Origin of the sequence: Neomoorella stamsii (genome assembly GCF_002995805.1) — a bacterium.
Lineage (GTDB): Bacteria > Bacillota > DSM-521 > Neomoorellales > Neomoorellaceae > Neomoorella > Neomoorella stamsii.
On record NZ_PVXL01000045.1, the window covers coordinates 31,621 to 48,829 of the forward strand.

Genomic DNA, 17,209 nt, shown 5'->3' on the forward strand with positions numbered 1-17,209 from the left:
ATGGGTTCTTTCTCTTCCCAGAGTTATAGTAAATATGCGAAGACTATCACGAAAGGGGAGAGAAAAGATGCTCAACTTACTGCGCGACCGGCGTTTAAGCATTGTTTGGACCCTTTTGCGCATATGGCTGGGTTGGCAGTGGCTGGAGGCCGGCCTACACAAACTTAGTGATCCCAAATGGACACAAACCGGTGAAGCATTGAAAGGTTTCTGGGCCAAGGCCGTCGGCGCCCTGCCGGGAAGCGCGCCGGCTATTAAATATGGCTGGTACGAAGCGTTTATTCGTTCCCTATACGATGGAGGCCACTACACCTGGTTTGCCAAGCTGGTAGTAGCCGGCGAGGTTTTAACGGGTATTGCCCTCATTTTGGGAGCGGCAACCGTATTTGCCCTGAGTGTCGGTGCATTTATGAATCTTAATTTTATGCTCGCCGGTACCGCGAGCACCAACCCGGTGCTCTACACAGCGGCCATCATCCTGCTGCTGGCTGGAAGCTCGGCCTACTATTACGGTGTCGACCGGCTGGTATTGATTTACCTGCAGCGTAAGAAGGAAAGAGAAACGAGCGAGTCACTGGCGGTAAGTAAATAAGTAAGAAAAGAAGAAGTAAAGCCCCGGCATCCCTAGGGGTGACCGGGGCTTTAGCTTCCATACACTATTACCAACATACGTTTGATTTGCATTTTAAATTGACAGCGACGGCAAGGGTATGTTATACTATTCTTGCCAGTTGGGGAGGGGTGTCCGAGCGGTTTAAGGAGCTGGTCTTGAAAACCAGTGATGCTCTTACGGGCACCGTGGGTTCGAATCCCACCCCCTCCGCCAGTAACAAAGGAAGAAGGCGTGGAGAGATGGCCGAGTAGGTCGAAGGCGATCGCCTGCTAAGCGATTGTACGGGTATAAAACCTGTACCGTGGGTTCGAATCCCACTCTCTCCGCCACAGGATGCCGGCGCCTGAAGGCGCCGGTTTGACTTTACCTTTGGGGCGGCCCGCCAGGTCCGCGGCCCTGTGGCCGTAGCCGGCGTAGATATGTGGTGTGTACCCTTGACTTGCTCCTGCATCTCTGGTACAATTAACTCTGCCGGTTGAAAAAGTTTGTGCGCCCGTAGCTCAACGGGATAGAGTAACTGGCTACGAACCAGGAGGTTGGGGGTTCGAGTCCCTCCGGGCGCGCCATTTTTTATTCGTGCGTCTGTAGCTCAGGTGGATAGAGCAGCGGTTTCCTAAACCGCGTGCCGGGGGTTCGAGTCCCTCCAGGCGCACCAGAATACCAGCGAGGGGGTCCCGTGTGGACCACCGTTTCTATATGGGGGAAGCCCTGGCCGAGGCAGAAAAGGCCTTTGCCCTGGGGGAAATCCCCATCGGCGCTGTAGTAGTAGAAGGGGAGCGAATTATTGCCCGGGCCGGTAACCGGCGGGAAACCTGGGGTGACCCTACGGCCCACGCCGAGATTATCGCCTTGCGGGAAGCGGCCCGGGTACGGGGCAACTGGCGGTTGACAGGTACTACCCTGTACGTCACCCTGGAACCCTGTCCCATGTGTGCTGGCGCCCTGGTGCAGGCCAGGGTAAAGAGGCTGGTTTATGGTGCCCCGGATTTACGCGCCGGGGCTGTAGATTCTGTAGTCAATCTGGTGGAAAATCCCCATTTTAACCACCAGGTGGAGGTTATCACCGGCATCCGTGAAGAGGAATGCCGGCAGTTATTAAAACGTTTTTTCCAGCAACTGCGGAGAGATGGCTGAGCTGGTTGAAGGCGCTCGACTCGAAATCGAGTAGGCGGCTGAAGAGGTCGCCTCGTGGGTTCGAATCCCACTCTCTCCGCCAGCAAAAGTTAATTAAGGGGTGTTGCCGTTATAAATGGCCTCCCCTTTTTCTTAAACGCCTTGACATGCTCTTCTGAAGCAGCTTGCATTTAGCCGCACTTCGCTGTATAATTTTTATATAAACAACAGATTTGCGCGGAGAGATGGCTGAGTTGGTCGAAGGCGCTCGCCTGGAGAGCGAGTAGACGGGTCACAAACTCGTCTCGTGGGTTCGAATCCCACTCTCTCCGCCATTTTAATTTTTATAGCTTTGACCGTGCTAGACGGGGAGGTAGCGGTGCCCTGTAACCCGCAAACCGCTATAGCGGGGTCGAAGTCCCACTGGCGGGCCTGACCTGTGGGGTCCGGCCGGTGTAAGGGGCGAAGAGAGCCGGGTCCTGCGCGACGAGAACTCATGAACCCCGTCAGGTCCGGGAGGAAGCAGCGGTAAGTGAGCACCCTCGGGTGCCGCGGGAGCGCCTGGTTGGAGTTACCTGCGCCGGTAACGCCCGGAGGCCATGTTCAACAGTGGGTGCACGGTCACCTAATGAGACAGGAAGGGATTATTCGGCAGGGGAATAATCCCTTTTTTAATAGGATAAGAAGGTGAGGATGTTGGCTCAGTACCAGGCCCTGTACCGGCAATGGCGGCCGCGCACCTTTACCGAGGTAGTGGGACAGGAACATATTACCCGCACCCTGCTCAATGCCCTGCGCAACCATCGCGTGGTCCACGCCTACCTTTTCTGCGGTCCCCGGGGCACCGGTAAAACCAGTACCGCCAAAATCCTGGCCAAAGCCGTCAATTGCCAGTCGCCCCGGGAGGGAGAACCGTGCAATGAGTGTCCCAATTGCCGGCGCATCAATGCCGGTAACTCCCTGGATGTCCTGGAAATCGACGCTGCCTCCAACCGGGGCATCGATGAGATCCGTGAATTAATTGAAAAGATTCCCCTGGGGCCGGTAGAGGGCCGCTACAAGGTTTATATTATCGATGAAGTCCACATGCTGACGCCGGAGGCCTTTAATGCCCTGTTAAAAACCCTGGAAGAGCCGCCGGCCCATGCCGTCTTTATCCTGGCCACCACGGAGCCGCGCAAGGTTTTACCGACCATCCTTTCCCGCTGCCAGCGCTTTGACTTTCACCCCCTAACGGTAGCCGCCATCAGCGGGCGCCTGCAGGAGGTGGCGGCGGCCAATAAAGTCCAGATCGAGCCGGCGGGCTTAAGCCTTTTAGCCCGCAAGGCTGCCGGGGGCTTACGCGATGCTTTAAGCCTTTTGGACCAGATCCTGTCTACCGGCAACCAGGAGATCATTACTGCGGCGCAGGTAGCCGCTACCCTGGGTACGGCACGCCTGGATACCCTCCTAGCCATAACAGATGCCCTGGCAGACGGCGATGGGGCCGCCATGCTCCGCCTGGTAGATACGGCCCTGCAGTCGGGGGTGGAACCCCAGCGGCTGCTGGAGGACCTGCTGGAGCATACCCGCAACCTCCTTCTTTTGCATATGGATCCCCGGGCGGGGGAATTTACCGGCCTCCTGCCGGAAGAAGTGGAACAGGTAGCGGCCCAGGCGCAGAAATTTACTCCCCGGCGCCTGCTGGACCTTATGGAACGGTTGCAGGAGGGTGGAGCAGCCCTGCGCTGGAACAACCAGCCCCGGGTCCTCATGGAAATGACCTTGGCCGGATTCCTGGTCGATCCCGGCCCTTCCCTGGAGGACCTGGCCCGCCGGGTGGAGGAACTGGAAAAACGCCTGGCCGCCCTGGACGGCAGCGGGTGTGTAAAAGGGCAACTGCCTGAAATAAAACCCGGGGAAACACCGGCGCGTCCCGGGCTCGCCGGCAGAGGCCAGCACGCTCCGGAGACGACCGGCCAGAGAAAGGCGGAAGGCATGACTTTGCCTGGTAAAGGAGAAAGCCATGCTTCCAGGACCAGGCCTGCAGCCCGGCAACAGGAAGGAGTTACGCCTGCCGGCTCTCCTCCATTAGAATTATTTACTGTCCAGGAGCGCTGGCCGGAGGTCCTGGCAGCGGCCCGCCGGGAAAGCGTCCACCTCCAGGCTTATTTACGGGCCGGGGAGCCGGCGGCTGTGACGGGGGACAGCCTGACCGTGGAAGTCAAAACGGATTTCCACCGCGGCATGCTGGAACAGCCCGCCAACCGGCAGAAGGTGGAAGCTGTCCTGGCCAGGGTATTCGGCCGGCCCCTCAAGCTCGTTATTACGGCGGGGAGGCCGCCTGTGGACGGGGCGAGCCAGGAAGAAGTATTAGATAAGCTGGTAGAATATTTCGGCCCCGACAAAGTGGAGATCAAGGATTAAAAAGGAGGACGGTCAAGCCCGTGGGTATGAACAATATCAACAAGATGATGAAGCAGATGCAAAAGATGCAGGCCCAGATCGCCAGGCTCCAGGATGAGCTGGGGGAAAAGACAGTTGAGGCAGCCGCCGGCGGCGGTGCCGTTGTGGTTACGGCCAACGGCCGCCAGGAAATTGTCGGTATTAAAATTGACCCGGCTGCCGTGGATCCTGAAGATGTGGAAATGCTCCAGGACCTGATCCTGGCAGCTGTCAACGAAGCCCTGCGCCAGTCCCAGGAAATGGCGGCCAGGGAAATGGGGAAAATTACCGGGAACATGCGGCTGCCGGGGTTTTAAAAAATGAATTACCCGGAACCCCTGAACAAACTGATTGCGGCCCTGGGCAAACTGCCGGGAGTAGGGCCCAAAACAGCCCAGCGCCTGGCCTTCTATCTTCTCAACGCCCCGGCGGCAGAGGCGGAAAACCTGGCAGCAGCTATCCTGGAGGCCCGCCGGAAGACCCATTATTGCTCTGTATGCGGCAACCTCACCGACCGCGATCCTTGCCTCCTGTGCACCGATCCGGAAAGGGATCAGGGCATTATCTGCGTGGTGGAGGAGGCGCGGGACATTGTGGCCCTGGAAAAAACCCGCCAGTACCGGGGATTGTACCATGTGTTGCAGGGGGCCATTTCACCCGTGGACGGGATAGGGCCGGACCAGCTCAGGGTTAAAGAGCTTTTAAGGCGCCTCCAGGGGGGGAAGATCAGGGAGGTAGTCCTGGCTACCAATGCCGATGTGGAAGGAGAGGCGACGGCCCTTTATCTCGCCAGGCTGTTAAAACCCCTGGCCGTAAGGGTGACCCGCCTGGCCTACGGCCTGCCCGTGGGGAGCGATCTGGAATACGCCGATGAAATTACCCTGGCCCGGGCCTTCAGCGGCCGCCACGAAATGGAATAAAAAGTAGGCAAGAAATTATTCCCAGCTGCATATTTTATAAGCAAATGGCAGTTGGGAGGTGGCCGCATGCAGGAGTGGAGCCTGAACGCAGACCTGGAAGTGCTGGCCGAAGCTATCAGGGAGGCCCGGGCAGAATGGTGGGCGGCCCAGCGCTTTTTTGCCGAGGTAACGGAATCCGATCTGGTGGATCAGGCCATCTACCGTCTGGAGGCGGCAGAAAGGAAATATATGTACCTGTGGAAGCTGGCTCGTAACCGGCAACAAAAAGACGGCCTGCAAACGCAAGCCTGTGGCGGGGAAAGCGGGTTAAGGAGTGGTACCTGTGGGCAGTGATACCGTACAGCTTATACTGGCCGGTGTTTTCTTGTTATTTCTTGTTTATCTTATAGGCGGCCTTTTATTAAAACCCTTGAAGTTAGTTTTTAAGATTGTTGTTAACTCCTTGTTCGGGCTTCTCCTCCTCTGGGCCTTTAACTTTTTTGGCGCCTATTTTCATTTTTTTATCCCCCTGAACTGGCTCACTGTTTTAATCGCCGGTTTCCTGGGCCTGCCCGGGTTAATCCTACTGATTTTTTTGCGCCTGGTCCTGGGGACGTGAGGGTGGGAGGCACCCGGGGTGGCCCGTAGCACCGGCAGTCCGGTTAAAGCCGGGCTTTTTTATTTTTTAGGCGGTCTTTCAAAGCGGGTGGCATGCCTTATTCGGAAGTATGCTATTCTTGCAGGAGCGCATACTAACCACCGGGGTGAAGAAAAGCGCGTATCGTTGAGGCATACCTGGGGGAATACGGCAGCGGCAAGTCGGAGAACGCCGTTAACCGGGCTGTTTTTTTACGGGAACAGGGCCGGCAGGTAACCCTGGCCGACCTGGATACCGTGGAACCGTGCTATACTCTGCGCCCCCTGAAACTCAAGCTGGAAGCCATGGGGATCAAGGTGCTGGCCTGGGAGACGCGGCAGGTGACCGGCTGGGGTGAGGCCGGGACGGTCCTGCACCCGGCCGTCCGCTGGGCCCTGCACCGGGAAGGGGACGTGATCATCGATGCCGGCTATGGCACGGCCGGGGCCGGTATGTTGCATTTACTGGAAGGAGCGGGGACGGCTCCCGATCTCCGGGCCCTGGCTGTGATCAATACTGCCCGACCGGCGACGGCCACGGTTAAGGATATTATCGTTCACGTGCGCTCTTTAGGCCGGGTGGACGGCCTGCTCAACAACACCCACCTGGGGGAAGAGACAACGGTAGACCTCATCCAAGCCGGGGCCAGGAAGGTAACTGCTGCGGCCCGGGAATTAAACCTCCCGGTAGTGGCCACGGCAGTAATGTTCGAACTGGTTCCATTAATCGGCGAGCGCGATATTTGTGGTAATCCTGTCCGGGCAATCAAACGCTACATGCCCCTGGCATTCTGGTAAGGGTACTTTCACAGGGGGATTTGCGCAGGAACGGGGTGTATTTATGGCAACCAGGCCTGTTACGGGCGAGCAGCGGGCCTTCATGACCGGCAACGAGGTGGTGGCCTGGGCGGCCCTGGCCGCCGGGGCCGACATCATGTACGGCTACCCCATTACGCCGCAGAATGAAATTATGCACTACTGGACCCGGATGGCGCCCAAATATGAACGGGGTTTTCTCCAGACGGAAGATGAAATCTCGGCCGGTTTTGCTACTGTCGGGGGTGTCCTGGCAGGGAAGCGGGCCTTTACGGCTACGGCCGGGCCGGGCAACGTCCTGATGCAGGAAGCCATGGCTATGGCCGAGATGATGCGCCTGCCGACGGTCGTGGTGGTAACCCAGCGCGGCGGTCCTTCGACGGCCACGGTCATCTATTCCCAGCAGGAGCTTAATCTGACCTGTTTCGGCGGCAATGGCGAAGGCTTGAGGATTGTTTATTCCCCGTCTTCCCATGATGAGCTGTTTCTTTATACCATTAAAGCCTTTAACAGCGCCTGGAAATACCGTTTCCCCACCTTTGTCCTGGGGGACGGGTATCAATCCAAAATGCGGGAACCGGTAACCATCTTCGACCCTGAAGCCCGGGGCATTACCATGGAACCGTGCCGCCCCATGGTAGGCCTGCCGGGCCTGCCGGGGGAAGAACGCGACCCGGCCCACCTGCGCAATACCTATAACCTGGAAGATGAGCTTTACGAGGTCCTCACGGCGGCCATTAAAGAATATGAAGCCCTCTCTCCCCGGGTAGTCGAATGGGACACCTACGCCGTCGATGACGCCGAGTTGCTTATTATTGCCCACGGGGTCGTGGCCCGGGCCGCCCGGGCGGCCGCGGTTTCCCTGCGGGAAAGAGGTTTCAAGGCCGGCTATTTCCGGCCCGTGACCTTACGGCCCTTCCCGGCGGAAACCTTAAGGCCCCTGGCAGCCCGGGCCCGCAACCTCCTGGTAGTGGAGTCGGCCTACGGCCAGCTAAAACGGCAGGTCCAGGCCAGCCTTTACGGCCTGGAGACGCCGGTCTCCGGCTACCTGCGCCCAGGAATGGGGATTACGCCGGAAGAAATAGTGGAGTTTATCCATGCGAAGGAGCTGATCTAATGGCCATCGCCGCCCAACCGCAAATGCCCCGGGTCTGGCGGGCGGAGACCAAGCCCCACAAGTTTTGCCCCGGCTGCGGCCACGGTATAGTCCTCAAAGCCCTGGGGGAGGCTGTCGACGCCCTGGACATCCAGGAACGGACCATCTTTGGTTGCGACATCGGCTGCTCCCTGCTTTCCTGGGACTTTTTCAACCTGGACACCGTCCAGACCCACCACGGCCGTACCACGCCGGTGCTGGTGGGGATCAAGCGGGCGCGACCGGAACTGGTGGTCGTTTCCTACATGGGCGACGGCGGCGCCTACGCCATCGGCGCCCAGCACCTGGTCAGCAGCGCCAGCCGCAACGACCTGGTGACGATTATCGTGGTTAACAATACCGTCTACGCCATGACCGGCGGCCAGATGGCCCCGACCACCCTGCCGGGACAAAAGACGGAAACGACCCCCTATGGCCGCGACGCCAGGCTCACCGGCCGGCCCATCCTGGGCCCGGAACTGGTGGCGGCCATTGCCCCGCCGGGAGCTTACGTCGCCCGGGGGAGCATAGCCAATATCGTCCAGCTGAAAAACTTTATTCAGAAAGGCCTGCAGAACCAGCTGGAAGGCCGGGGTATCGCCTTTATCGAGGCCCTGTCGTCCTGCCCCACCAACTGGCACACCAATGCTGCCGCGACCTGGCGTTTTGTGGAAAAAGAAATGACCGCCTATTTCCCTGTCGGGGAGCTGAGGACACCGGAAGAGGGACCGGTCGGCCGGCTCCAGGAGGTGCCAGCCCGTGGATTTCAATCTTAAAATCGCCCTGGCCGGGGAAGGAGGGCAGGGGGTACAGTCGGTGGCCGAGATTATTACCGAGGCGGCCTATCAGGCCGGCTTCCAGGCCCTTTATATCCCCAATTTTGGCGTCGAACAGCGGGGCGGCGTTTCGGTGGCCTTTGTCCAGATAAGCAGGGAACCAGTGAGCGCGCCTAAATTTACTACCGGTGATATTGTGGTAGCTTTGAGCCACCGGGCCGTAGAGAGGGTACGGCAGTATGTAGGCGACAAGACTTTACTGGTTTATGAGGCCGGCCTGGAAGACGACGTGCGGCAGGTTTACGGGAAAAGGCAGAGACGCCTGGCCGTCCCGGCCCTGGCTATAGCCCAGGAGGAAATGCACCCCCGGGTCTTTAACGTCATCATCTTGGGAGTACTGGTGGGCGTAACGGGCTTTTTAGAGCGCCGGGATGTAGAACAGGCCCTGGAACGCCAGTTTGGCCATAAGTTTGCCCAAGACCCGGGCCTCAGGGAATTAAACTACCGCGCCCTGGAGCGGGGGTACGAAATAGGGAGAGAGAACTTATGAGCGTCACTTTCAAAGCCATTACCACCGAGAATGGCAAAGGGATCTTCCATCTGTTCCCGGCCCTGTGCAAGGGCTGCGGCCTCTGCATCGAGAAGTGTCCTGTAGACACCATCGGCTGGGCTAAACAACTGGGGGCCTTCGGCACCCCGGTGGTAGAGCCGGGTCACGGGAAACCCTGCATTGCTTGTAAGAAATGTCAACTGGTATGCCCCGATGCCGCCATCTGGATCGAAAGGCGCGACGGCAAGGGCCGGTCTGATAGCCTGACGGCTGCTCCGGAAAAGCATTGACAGGGATGGCGGTATGAGGATATATTAAATATAGAAGGAAAATTTAAACCCCCATTCTGCCTGCCGGGATGGGAAAATATGGGAGGGGAGATGTTTTTGCGTATTATCTTTATTGGCCAGGCGCCCTTTGGTAGAGACTGCCTGCAGGCCCTCCTTGACCAGGGGGAAGAGATTGCCGGCGTCCTCACCGTACCGGACCGGCCGGGGCAAAAGGGACCAAATCCGGTGAAAGAGCTGGCAGTGGGGAGCGGTTTGCCCCTGTTGCAGCCGGCGCGTTTGAAGGACCCAGAAGTCTTGACGTGGGTTAAAAACCTCCGGCCCGACCTGCTGGTACTGGCCTTCGTAACCGATATTGTCCCCCGGGCTATGATTGACATGGCTACCTGCGGTGGCATTAATTATCACCCTTCATTACTACCTAAATACCGCGGCGGCAGTGCCATGAACTGGGCCATTATCAATGGCGAAACGGAAACGGGCGTTACCATCCATCAGATTGATGCCGGTATTGATACGGGTCCCATTATCCTACAGCAGAAAGTGGCCATTGACCCTGATGATACGGTAAAATCATTATACTTTGAGAAACTCTACCCCCTGGGCGTGCAAATGGTTGCCGAAGCCGTCCGCTTAATCCGGGAGGGGAAGGCTAGCCCGGTGCCCCAAGATGAAACGCAAGCTTCTTTCCAGCCAGTAATTAAGGAAGCAGATGTGAGAATTGACTGGCGGCAAAACGCCCAGAAGATTTATAACCTTATCCGCGGTTCCAACCCTAACCCGGGGGCCTGGACTACCTTCCGGGGGGAAAAGCTAAAGATCTGGGAGGCCAGGCCCTGCCAAGCTCAAGGTGACCCGGGTACAATAATTGAAATCCCCGGGGAGGAAGGCTTTGTTATCGCTACAGGGGAGGGGGCAATTCTGGCCCGCCGGGTACAGTACGGTAGCTCCCCTGACAAGATACTTGCTGGCCAGTTTATAACTGCCGCTGCTATCCAGCCAGGTGAACAGGTGGGAATTTAACAATATTTCCTGTCTGCTGGTTAGACCATAAGACAGGCAGCTAATGAATGAAAATGGGAGAAAAGGCTTTATACAAGGGTTTTTCTTGTCTGCCTGAAGGACATTATAAGCCAGACAATTCTTGACACCTGTCCAAAGTTACTGTTAGATTTAAATTAATGAATATTATACCTTTGTTATATTAGTAACAAAATAGACGGGGCTGGTGCTAACGAAAATATACTTTTTAACCTGGTCGCACCGCTGCAGAGTGGTGTTTAGATAGAGAGTCTGGCCATGATTTTAATGGGGAAGGGAGAGGGGTTTAATAATGGTCGATCAATCAACCCTTAACGAGCTGGTGAGAATTGTCGGCAAAGAGAATGTCTTGACTTCCAGGGTATCTTTGAATACCTACATGTATGATGCTTCCCTCGTTTACGGCCAGCCCGAAGTGGTTGTCTATGTCCAGGATGCCCAGCAGATAGCTGCCATCTTGAAGCTCGCTGGCAGCAAAAAGATCCCGGTAACACCCCGCGGGGGCGGTACCTGCCTGAGCGGCGGCGCCGTACCACAGCGGGGCGGGATAGTCATTGTCATGACCAGGATGAACCGTATCCTGGAGATTGATCCCGAAAACCGCGTGGCGGTGGTGGAACCGGGCGTTACCAATATGGAACTACAAAAAGCCGTCGCTCCTTATGGTTTAGTTTACATGCCCGACCCGGCCAGCCAGAAGGTATCGACCATGGGAGGCAACCTAGGGGAGAACTCGGGTGGCATGCGGGGGATTAAATATGGCCTCACCAGGGACCATATTATCGGGATGGAGCTGGTTTTATCGAGCGGTGAAATTGTGCAAATCGGAGGCAAACTGGAGCCGATAGCCCAGGAATTAAACCTCAATGCCCTGCTGATCGGTTCGGAAGGCAACCTGGGCATTGCCACCAAGATAATTTGCAAATTGACGCCGGCGCCCCGGGCCAACCGCACCATGCTGGCCATCTATAAAACCCTTGAAGATGCCGGCACGTCAGTTTCGGCCATAATTGCCCACGGCATTATCCCCTGTACCCTGGAACTGATGGACAACAAGATCATCAATGCCGTTGAAGACTGGCTGCATATCGGCTTGCCTGTAGATGCGGGAGCTATACTTTTAATTGAAGTTGACGGTTGGGATGCCGGCCTGGACCGCCAGGCGCAGCAGATAATGCAAATCTGCCGGGAGAATGGGGCTACCGATGTAAAGCTGGCCCAGAATGCCCGGGAACGGGATAACCTGTGGACGGCGCGGCGGATGGCTATTGGCGCCATTGGCCGCCTGGCCCCCAATTACGATATGGAAGATGCCACCGTACCCCGCACCAAGTTGCCGGAAATCCTCAAGGAAGTTAACCGCTTGAGCCAGGAATATAACGTCCCCATTGGCATGCTGGCCCACGCCGGTGACGGCAACCTGCATCCCCTGGTTCTTTTCGATGAACGTAATAAAGAAGAAATGGAGCGGGTGGAAAAAGTCAGGGCCGCCCTTTTCCGCAAGGCCCTGGATCTGGGTGGTACCCTATCTGGCGAGCATGGCATTGGCCTGGCCAAACTGGAATTTGTACGCTGGGCCTTTAACCCGGAGGAACTCCAGTTTTTACGCCGGGAACGCCTGGCCTTTGATCCCAGCGAGATATTGAACGCCGGTAAAACTGTACCCGATACCGATACGGCGGCCTGAGGAGGACAGCAAAATGCAGCAAGAAAATATTAATAAGCTGGAGAAGATTCTTGGTGCCGGGAATTGCCAGGTAGACCCAGACATCCGGCGCCAGCACAGTTGCAGCAAGACGGCCCTGCCGGACGCAGTTGTCTACCCGGAGAACAGCCAGCAGGTAGCTGAGGTTTTGCAGCTCGCCGGTAAAGAGGGTATACCTGTGGTACCCTGGGGAGCCGGTACCATGGCCTGGCGCGGCCTGTTGCCGCTGGCGGGAGGATTGGTAATCAACCTTACCCGGATGAATAAAATTATTGAATATGATTATGAGAACATGACCGCCTATGTGGAAGCTGGTATCCCCCTGGGCGAGCTGCAAAAGACATTGCGGACCCATAACTTATACTGGCCCGTCGAGCCGGTAGAACCCGACACCTGCACCGTTGGCGGGTGCATAGCCGCCGGCGCGTCAGGCCCCAGCAAGCTCGGTTATGGCGATGTTAAATTCCATATTTTAGGCCTGGAAGTTGTTTTACCTACCGGGGAAATTATCCACACCGGCGGGAAAACCGTTAAAAACGTCCAGGATTATGATAACACCCGCTTTCTGGCCGGCTCCTGGGGAGCCCTCGGCATTATCACCAAGGCCATGTTGAAATTAAGGCCCGTGCCGGAGAAGGAAACGACGGTTTTCTTGCCTTTTAAACAACTGGCAGAAGCCATAGCGGCGGCCCGCATCATCAGGAATGATACCTTACCTGTGGCCCTGGAATTACTGGACGGCGCCGCCATAGCGGTACTGGCCCGGGCCGGGTGGAAGCCTGATGGTAAGGGACCCGGCGTGCTGGTTGCCTATAACGGCTTTAGGGAACAGGTAGACACCCAGGTTGATTATGTCAAGAAACAATTTCCGGCTGCCGCCATCCTGGAAGGGGAGACAGCTGTAGCCGCCTGGCAGGCCCGCCGGCAGTTATTTCCGGTCTTTGCCGGAGAGTCCGGGGCCATCCTGGCCAGCGTAGCCGTACCTTTTACTGCCCTGGAGGAATTTTTAACCCGGGCCCGCGACGAGCTGGACCGGAGCCGCAAAGGAGCAGCCCTGGCAGCCCATTTCGGCAACGGGCACGTCCATATCCTCCTGGATGCAGCTCCCGGCGCCTATGCCGGCGTCCAGGAAACTGTTAATCGCCTGGCCTCCCTGGCGGGGGACCTGGGCGGGCTGCTGGTTGTAAATAATATCGATGACCTGACTTTAACGCGGCACTGGGTTGAGGCGCGGGGGAAGGCCTTAATGGAGTTACTGTCCCGGATTAAGGCGGCCTTCGACCCGCAGCGGATTATGGCCCCCAACAGCAAGGTCCTGGCGTATGTTATTGATAACAGCAGGGCGGTATCCTGAGACGAGGAGGAACAGGTAATGGTCAAGACTTTTCGGCAGTATGAAGAAGATATCGTACGTTGTAACCGGTGCGGCTTTTGCGAAGAGGTATGCCCTACGTATAAGGTAACCGGCGAGGAGTTTTCCCTGGCCCGGGGGCGCAACCGTTTGATGCGCCAGTCCATGGAAGGACACTTTGATTTAACCAAAGAGCGGGAGATAAACCATCATATTTATTCCTGCCTCCTCTGCGGCGCCTGCGTTGTCACCTGCCCCTCCTCCGTTATTACCGATACTCTGGTTAAGGCTGCCCGGGCGGAAATTACCCGTGCCAACGGCAATCCTTTCCCCATTCGCATGGCCTTGCACGGCGTTCTGGCCAGGCAGCGGCGCCTGACCCTGGGGGCGAAAGCCTTGCGCTTTTACCAGCGCAGCGGCGCAAGATGGCTCGCCCGCCATACCGGCTTTCTGGGTTTGCTGGGGTCCCTGGGTAAGGCTGAAGGGTTGCTGCCCGACATCCCGGCCCGTACTCTAAGGGAGCGCCTGCCGGAAGTTTTGAAGAAGCCCCTGAAACCCCGGCACAAAGTGGCTTATTTTGCCGGCTGCATGATGAACAACTTCTTTCCCCAGGTCGCTGAGGCGAGCTTACGGGTTTTCCAGGAAAACGACATTGAGGTTGTGGTACCAACTTCCAACTGCTGCGGTATTCCCCACGAAGCTTACGGCGAGACGGAAATGCATATCAAACTGGCTAAAGAAAACCTGGATTCCTTCAGACGCTTTGATGTGGAAGCGGTGGTTACCGATTGTGCCAGCTGCGCCCACGGCCTCCATTCCTATGCTGAACTCCTGAAAGATGACCCGCAATATGGACCCCTGGCGAAAGAGTTTGCCGCCAAGGTAAAGGAAGCTTCCCAGTACCTGGCGGAAGTGGGCTTTAAGAAGGAAATGGGACCGGTAAACGCTACCGTAACCTACCATGATCCCTGCCACGCCGTCCGCGGCCTGAAGGTCAAGGATGAGCCGCGCCAGATTTTAAAGAGCATCCCGGGAGTCAAATTTGTCGAGATGAACGAGTCCGACTGGTGCTGTGGTGGCGCCGGCTCCTATAACGTTACCCATTATGATTTATCGCAGAAAATCCTGGCCCGCAAGATGAATAACTTTAAGAAAACCGGGGCCCAGTACCTGGCCACTTCCTGTCCCGCCTGCCTGATGCAGCTGGCCCATGGTCTGGACGTCCACCAGCTACCCGGCCGGGCTATTCACGTCATGCAACTCCTGGACCAGGCCTACCAGAACCGGGCTGTAAAGAGCGGTGCCAGAGCCGTATGAGGTGCTACAATAACAATATTAGACCTTGAGATATGAACGGACTTGGAAGTAACCCCCTTGCTGGCAGGGGGCTTTTCTTATCTTATGGAGATTATGTTAATCTATACCGCATATAGCATATAGACAGTATATGTAGGTAATGGTAAAATGCTGGTAAAGGGAGGGAAAAGAGGTGACGGCCATGCCCGGAGATGTTATCCAGGAGCTTGAACGGGGCAGGAAGGAATTGTTTCATATAGCAACCTCGCGCTGAATAGGATCATCTCGGGGGGTGAGGAGATGATCCTGTTATGGCGCTGGCGCCGGGTACCCAACGTCCTTATCCCGGCGCTGCTCTTTTTCCTGGGTCTCTACCTAGGTGCCAGGCTGGCCGATTACCAGCCACTGGCGGCCATGGTTGGCCGGGCCAGGAAATTGTTACCCATATACAGCGTTAACACGACGGATAAAAAGGTGGCCCTGTCTTTTGATGCCACCTGGGGAGCAGAGTATACACCTAAATTGCTGGCCACCTTAAAACAGCATAATGTTAAAACGACCTTCTTTTTAACCAATATCTGGCTCAAGAAATATCCAGAGGTAGCCAAGAGAATAGCCGCCGCTGGCCATGAGATCGGCCTGCACTCGGCCACCCATCCCCATTTTACCTCCTTAAGCGAGGCGGAAATGGAAAAAGAGTTGCAGGAAAATAGCCAGATGGTGCGGGAAATAACTGGCTATAATGCAGAACTCTTCCGGCCTCCTTTTGGTGACTATAACGACACGGTGATCCGTACCGCGGAGCGCCTGGGGTACCGGGTTATCCAGTGGGATGTGGATTCCCTGGACTGGCAGGAACACATGACGCCTGATGCTATCTTAAACCGGGTGCTGAAAAACATAAAACCTGGCTCCATTGTTCTCTTTCACAATAACGGCCGCTATACGGCGGATGTTTTGAGCCCCCTCCTGGAAAAGCTCAAGACCGACGGCTACCAGGTCGTGCCGGTAGGGGAGCTGATCATCAAGGGGGATTACTATATTGACCACGCCGGCGTGCAGCACCCCGGCCGTTGAGGGTACCGAAAAAATATTTTGCATGCCAGGGATGTGTGTTACAATAACATCGTGAAGACCCAAGGGCAAGCGCCTCTCTGGGAGGCGCTTTTAAATTACCGGCGACAGAAACTTAATTCCTGGCATACACCGGGTCATAAGGATGGAGCCTATACCTGGCCCTCCTGGCGGCAGGCCCTGGGGGAGGAAACTCTGGCTCTGGACCTGACCGAAGTGCCTGGACTGGACAACCTGGCCTGTCCCAGCGGGGTGATCCGGGCGGCCCAGGAGAAGGCCGCCGCCTTTTACGGGGCAGCGCGGACGTTTTTCCTGGTGAACGGGGCCAGCAGCGGCCTCATGGCCGTCATCCTGGCTACCTGCCGGCCTGGGGATGAAGTTTTATTGCCCCGTTATGCCCACCGGGCTGTCTTTAACGGTTTGATCTTGAGCGGGGCCAGGCCGGTTTATATGGAAACGGAATGGCTAACCTCACCCGGCCTCCCCCTGGGGGTAACCCCGGCAGTTTTAGCCAGGACTTTGCAGGCCCATCCCCGGGCCAGGCTCCTGCTCCTGGTCCACCCCACCTACGAGGGAATCGTCCCATGGAGTAAGGAACTAATCGCCCTCGCCCATGACCATGGCCTGGCCGTCCTGGTCGACGCCGCCCACGGCGCCCACTTCGGCCTTGACCCGATGCTACCGCCCTCACCCCTGGCCTTGGGCGGCGATTATGTAGTCCAGAGTACCCACAAGACCATGGGGGCCCTTACCCAGGCGGCCATGCTGCACCTGCGGGAAGCCGGGGCCGGAGATACAATAGCAGCGGCCTTACACCTTTTACAGACCACCAGTCCTTCCTATTTACTCCTGGCTTCCCTGGACGTGGCCCGGCTCCTGGCGGAAGAGCGAGGCCGCCGGGACTGGGGCCAGGCTGTGGCCAGGGCGTTGCGGCTGCGGGAAAAACTGAAGGCAGCCGGCATACCCTGCCTGGCCCCGGCAGATGTGACGGGACCTGCGGCCGCCGGCCTGGATGTCACCCGCCTGCTGCTGCCGGCGGCCCCATTCAGTGCCAGCGGGCCGGAAGTAGCCGCCTTCTTACGCCGCTATGGCCAGGAGGTAGAGCTGGCCGGGCCGGACTATATCCTGTTAATCATCACCCCCGGCGACGGCGAAGCCAAAATAAAATCTCTCCTGGAGGCCCTGCTGGCCCTGCCGCGGCCGGCCGGGCAGCTGCCACCGGCAGCAAATGGTAAAGTGGGAGCAAGTCCCGGCCCCCGGATCGCCCAGCCCCGGCAGGTGCTGACGCCCCGGGAAGCCTGGCTGGCCCCCCGGCGGGAGATACCCTTAAGGGAGGCAGAAGGCCGGATTTGCGCCGAGTTGATCGCCCCCTGTCCTCCCGGCCTGGCCCTCGTCGTACCGGGAGAGGTCCTGACCGGGGAAGTAATTATCAGGCTGGTATACTTGCGGGGGCCGGAGGGTAAGGTGCTGGTAGTAGATGGGTGAGAAATGTT

The 17,209-nt window shown here is 57.4% G+C and carries 18 protein-coding genes, 6 tRNA genes and 1 other RNA gene; all 25 read left to right on the forward strand.

Going from position 1 to position 17,209, the window contains the following annotated elements:
- Positions 1–67 precede the first annotated feature (67 nt).
- The 25 genes from MOST_RS08920 to MOST_RS09045 all read left to right on the forward strand — a co-directional run bounded on the left by MOST_RS08920 (position 68) and on the right by MOST_RS09045 (position 17,201).
- Complete coding sequence (locus tag MOST_RS08920; protein WP_054936924.1) at positions 68–592, forward strand: DoxX family membrane protein; 525 nt, start codon at positions 68–70, stop codon at positions 590–592.
- A gap of 143 nt (positions 593–735) precedes the next feature.
- Positions 736–826: transfer RNA gene (locus MOST_RS08925), tRNA-Ser, on the forward strand.
- 20 nt (positions 827–846) lie between these two features.
- Positions 847–942 (forward strand) — tRNA-Ser (locus MOST_RS08930).
- A gap of 160 nt (positions 943–1,102) precedes the next feature.
- Positions 1,103–1,179: transfer RNA gene (locus MOST_RS08935), tRNA-Arg, on the forward strand.
- 12 nt (positions 1,180–1,191) lie between these two features.
- A tRNA-Arg gene (locus MOST_RS08940) sits at positions 1,192–1,268 on the forward strand.
- Positions 1,269–1,291: 23 nt separating this feature from the next.
- On the forward strand, positions 1,292–1,747 hold the full coding sequence (gene tadA, locus MOST_RS08945; protein WP_106007102.1) for a tRNA adenosine(34) deaminase TadA: 456 nt from the start codon (positions 1,292–1,294) through the stop codon (positions 1,745–1,747).
- Positions 1,734–1,829: transfer RNA gene (locus MOST_RS08950), tRNA-Ser, on the forward strand. The genes tadA and MOST_RS08950 overlap by 14 nt, the downstream gene beginning before the upstream one ends.
- A gap of 136 nt (positions 1,830–1,965) precedes the next feature.
- Positions 1,966–2,061: transfer RNA gene (locus MOST_RS08955), tRNA-Ser, on the forward strand.
- Between the two features lie 21 nt (positions 2,062–2,082).
- Positions 2,083–2,347: signal recognition particle sRNA large type (gene ffs, locus MOST_RS08960), an RNA gene on the forward strand.
- A gap of 75 nt (positions 2,348–2,422) precedes the next feature.
- Positions 2,423–4,132 (forward strand): DNA polymerase III subunit gamma/tau, encoded by a 1,710-nt coding sequence (gene dnaX, locus MOST_RS08965; RefSeq protein WP_106007113.1) that lies wholly within the window; start codon positions 2,423–2,425, stop codon positions 4,130–4,132.
- Positions 4,133–4,158: 26 nt separating this feature from the next.
- A complete protein-coding gene (locus tag MOST_RS08970) occupies positions 4,159–4,467 on the forward strand; it encodes a YbaB/EbfC family nucleoid-associated protein (protein WP_054936966.1) in 309 nt (102 codons plus the stop codon).
- 3 nt (positions 4,468–4,470) lie between these two features.
- Entirely contained in the window at positions 4,471–5,070 is a 600-nt protein-coding gene (gene recR, locus MOST_RS08975) for a recombination mediator RecR (protein ID WP_054936926.1), read from the forward strand.
- Positions 5,071–5,136: 66 nt separating this feature from the next.
- Positions 5,137–5,403 (forward strand): DUF2508 family protein, encoded by a 267-nt coding sequence (locus MOST_RS08980; protein WP_054936927.1) that lies wholly within the window; start codon positions 5,137–5,139, stop codon positions 5,401–5,403.
- Complete coding sequence (locus MOST_RS08985) at positions 5,393–5,668, forward strand: pro-sigmaK processing inhibitor BofA family protein (protein WP_054936928.1); 276 nt, start codon at positions 5,393–5,395, stop codon at positions 5,666–5,668. Before MOST_RS08980 ends, MOST_RS08985 begins: the two co-directional genes overlap by 11 nt.
- A gap of 275 nt (positions 5,669–5,943) precedes the next feature.
- Entirely contained in the window at positions 5,944–6,483 is a 540-nt protein-coding gene (locus tag MOST_RS08995; protein ID WP_244267044.1) for a hypothetical protein, read from the forward strand.
- 43 nt (positions 6,484–6,526) lie between these two features.
- A complete protein-coding gene (locus MOST_RS09000) occupies positions 6,527–7,618 on the forward strand; it encodes a transketolase C-terminal domain-containing protein (RefSeq protein ID WP_054936931.1) in 1,092 nt (363 codons plus the stop codon).
- Positions 7,618–8,412 (forward strand): thiamine pyrophosphate-dependent enzyme, encoded by a 795-nt coding sequence (locus tag MOST_RS09005; RefSeq protein WP_054936932.1) that lies wholly within the window; start codon positions 7,618–7,620, stop codon positions 8,410–8,412. The genes MOST_RS09000 and MOST_RS09005 overlap by 1 nt, the downstream gene beginning before the upstream one ends.
- On the forward strand, positions 8,396–8,962 hold the full coding sequence (locus tag MOST_RS09010) for a 2-oxoacid:ferredoxin oxidoreductase subunit gamma family protein (RefSeq protein WP_054936933.1): 567 nt from the start codon (positions 8,396–8,398) through the stop codon (positions 8,960–8,962). Before MOST_RS09005 ends, MOST_RS09010 begins: the two co-directional genes overlap by 17 nt.
- On the forward strand, positions 8,959–9,252 hold the full coding sequence (locus tag MOST_RS09015; RefSeq protein ID WP_054936934.1) for a 4Fe-4S dicluster domain-containing protein: 294 nt from the start codon (positions 8,959–8,961) through the stop codon (positions 9,250–9,252). Before MOST_RS09010 ends, MOST_RS09015 begins: the two co-directional genes overlap by 4 nt.
- Positions 9,253–9,348: 96 nt before the next feature.
- Positions 9,349–10,272 carry a methionyl-tRNA formyltransferase gene (gene fmt, locus MOST_RS09020; RefSeq protein WP_161952823.1) on the forward strand — a complete coding sequence of 308 codons (924 nt, stop codon included), beginning with the start codon at positions 9,349–9,351 and terminating at the stop codon, positions 10,270–10,272.
- 310 nt (positions 10,273–10,582) lie between these two features.
- Entirely contained in the window at positions 10,583–11,977 is a 1,395-nt protein-coding gene (locus tag MOST_RS09025) for an FAD-binding oxidoreductase (RefSeq protein ID WP_054936936.1), read from the forward strand.
- A 13-nt stretch (positions 11,978–11,990) separates the two neighbouring features.
- Positions 11,991–13,349 (forward strand): FAD-binding oxidoreductase, encoded by a 1,359-nt coding sequence (locus tag MOST_RS09030; protein WP_054936937.1) that lies wholly within the window; start codon positions 11,991–11,993, stop codon positions 13,347–13,349.
- A gap of 18 nt (positions 13,350–13,367) precedes the next feature.
- Positions 13,368–14,663: a (Fe-S)-binding protein gene (locus MOST_RS09035; protein WP_054936938.1), complete on the forward strand. Its 1,296-nt coding sequence runs from the start codon at positions 13,368–13,370 to the stop codon at positions 14,661–14,663.
- Positions 14,664–14,942: 279 nt separating this feature from the next.
- Positions 14,943–15,719, forward strand: a complete 777-nt coding sequence (locus MOST_RS09040; protein ID WP_054936939.1) for a polysaccharide deacetylase family protein — start codon at positions 14,943–14,945, stop codon at positions 15,717–15,719.
- Positions 15,720–15,752: 33 nt separating this feature from the next.
- Positions 15,753–17,201 carry an aminotransferase class I/II-fold pyridoxal phosphate-dependent enzyme gene (locus MOST_RS09045; protein WP_161952824.1) on the forward strand — a complete coding sequence of 483 codons (1,449 nt, stop codon included), beginning with the start codon at positions 15,753–15,755 and terminating at the stop codon, positions 17,199–17,201.
- The last annotated feature ends 8 nt before the right edge of the window (positions 17,202–17,209 follow it).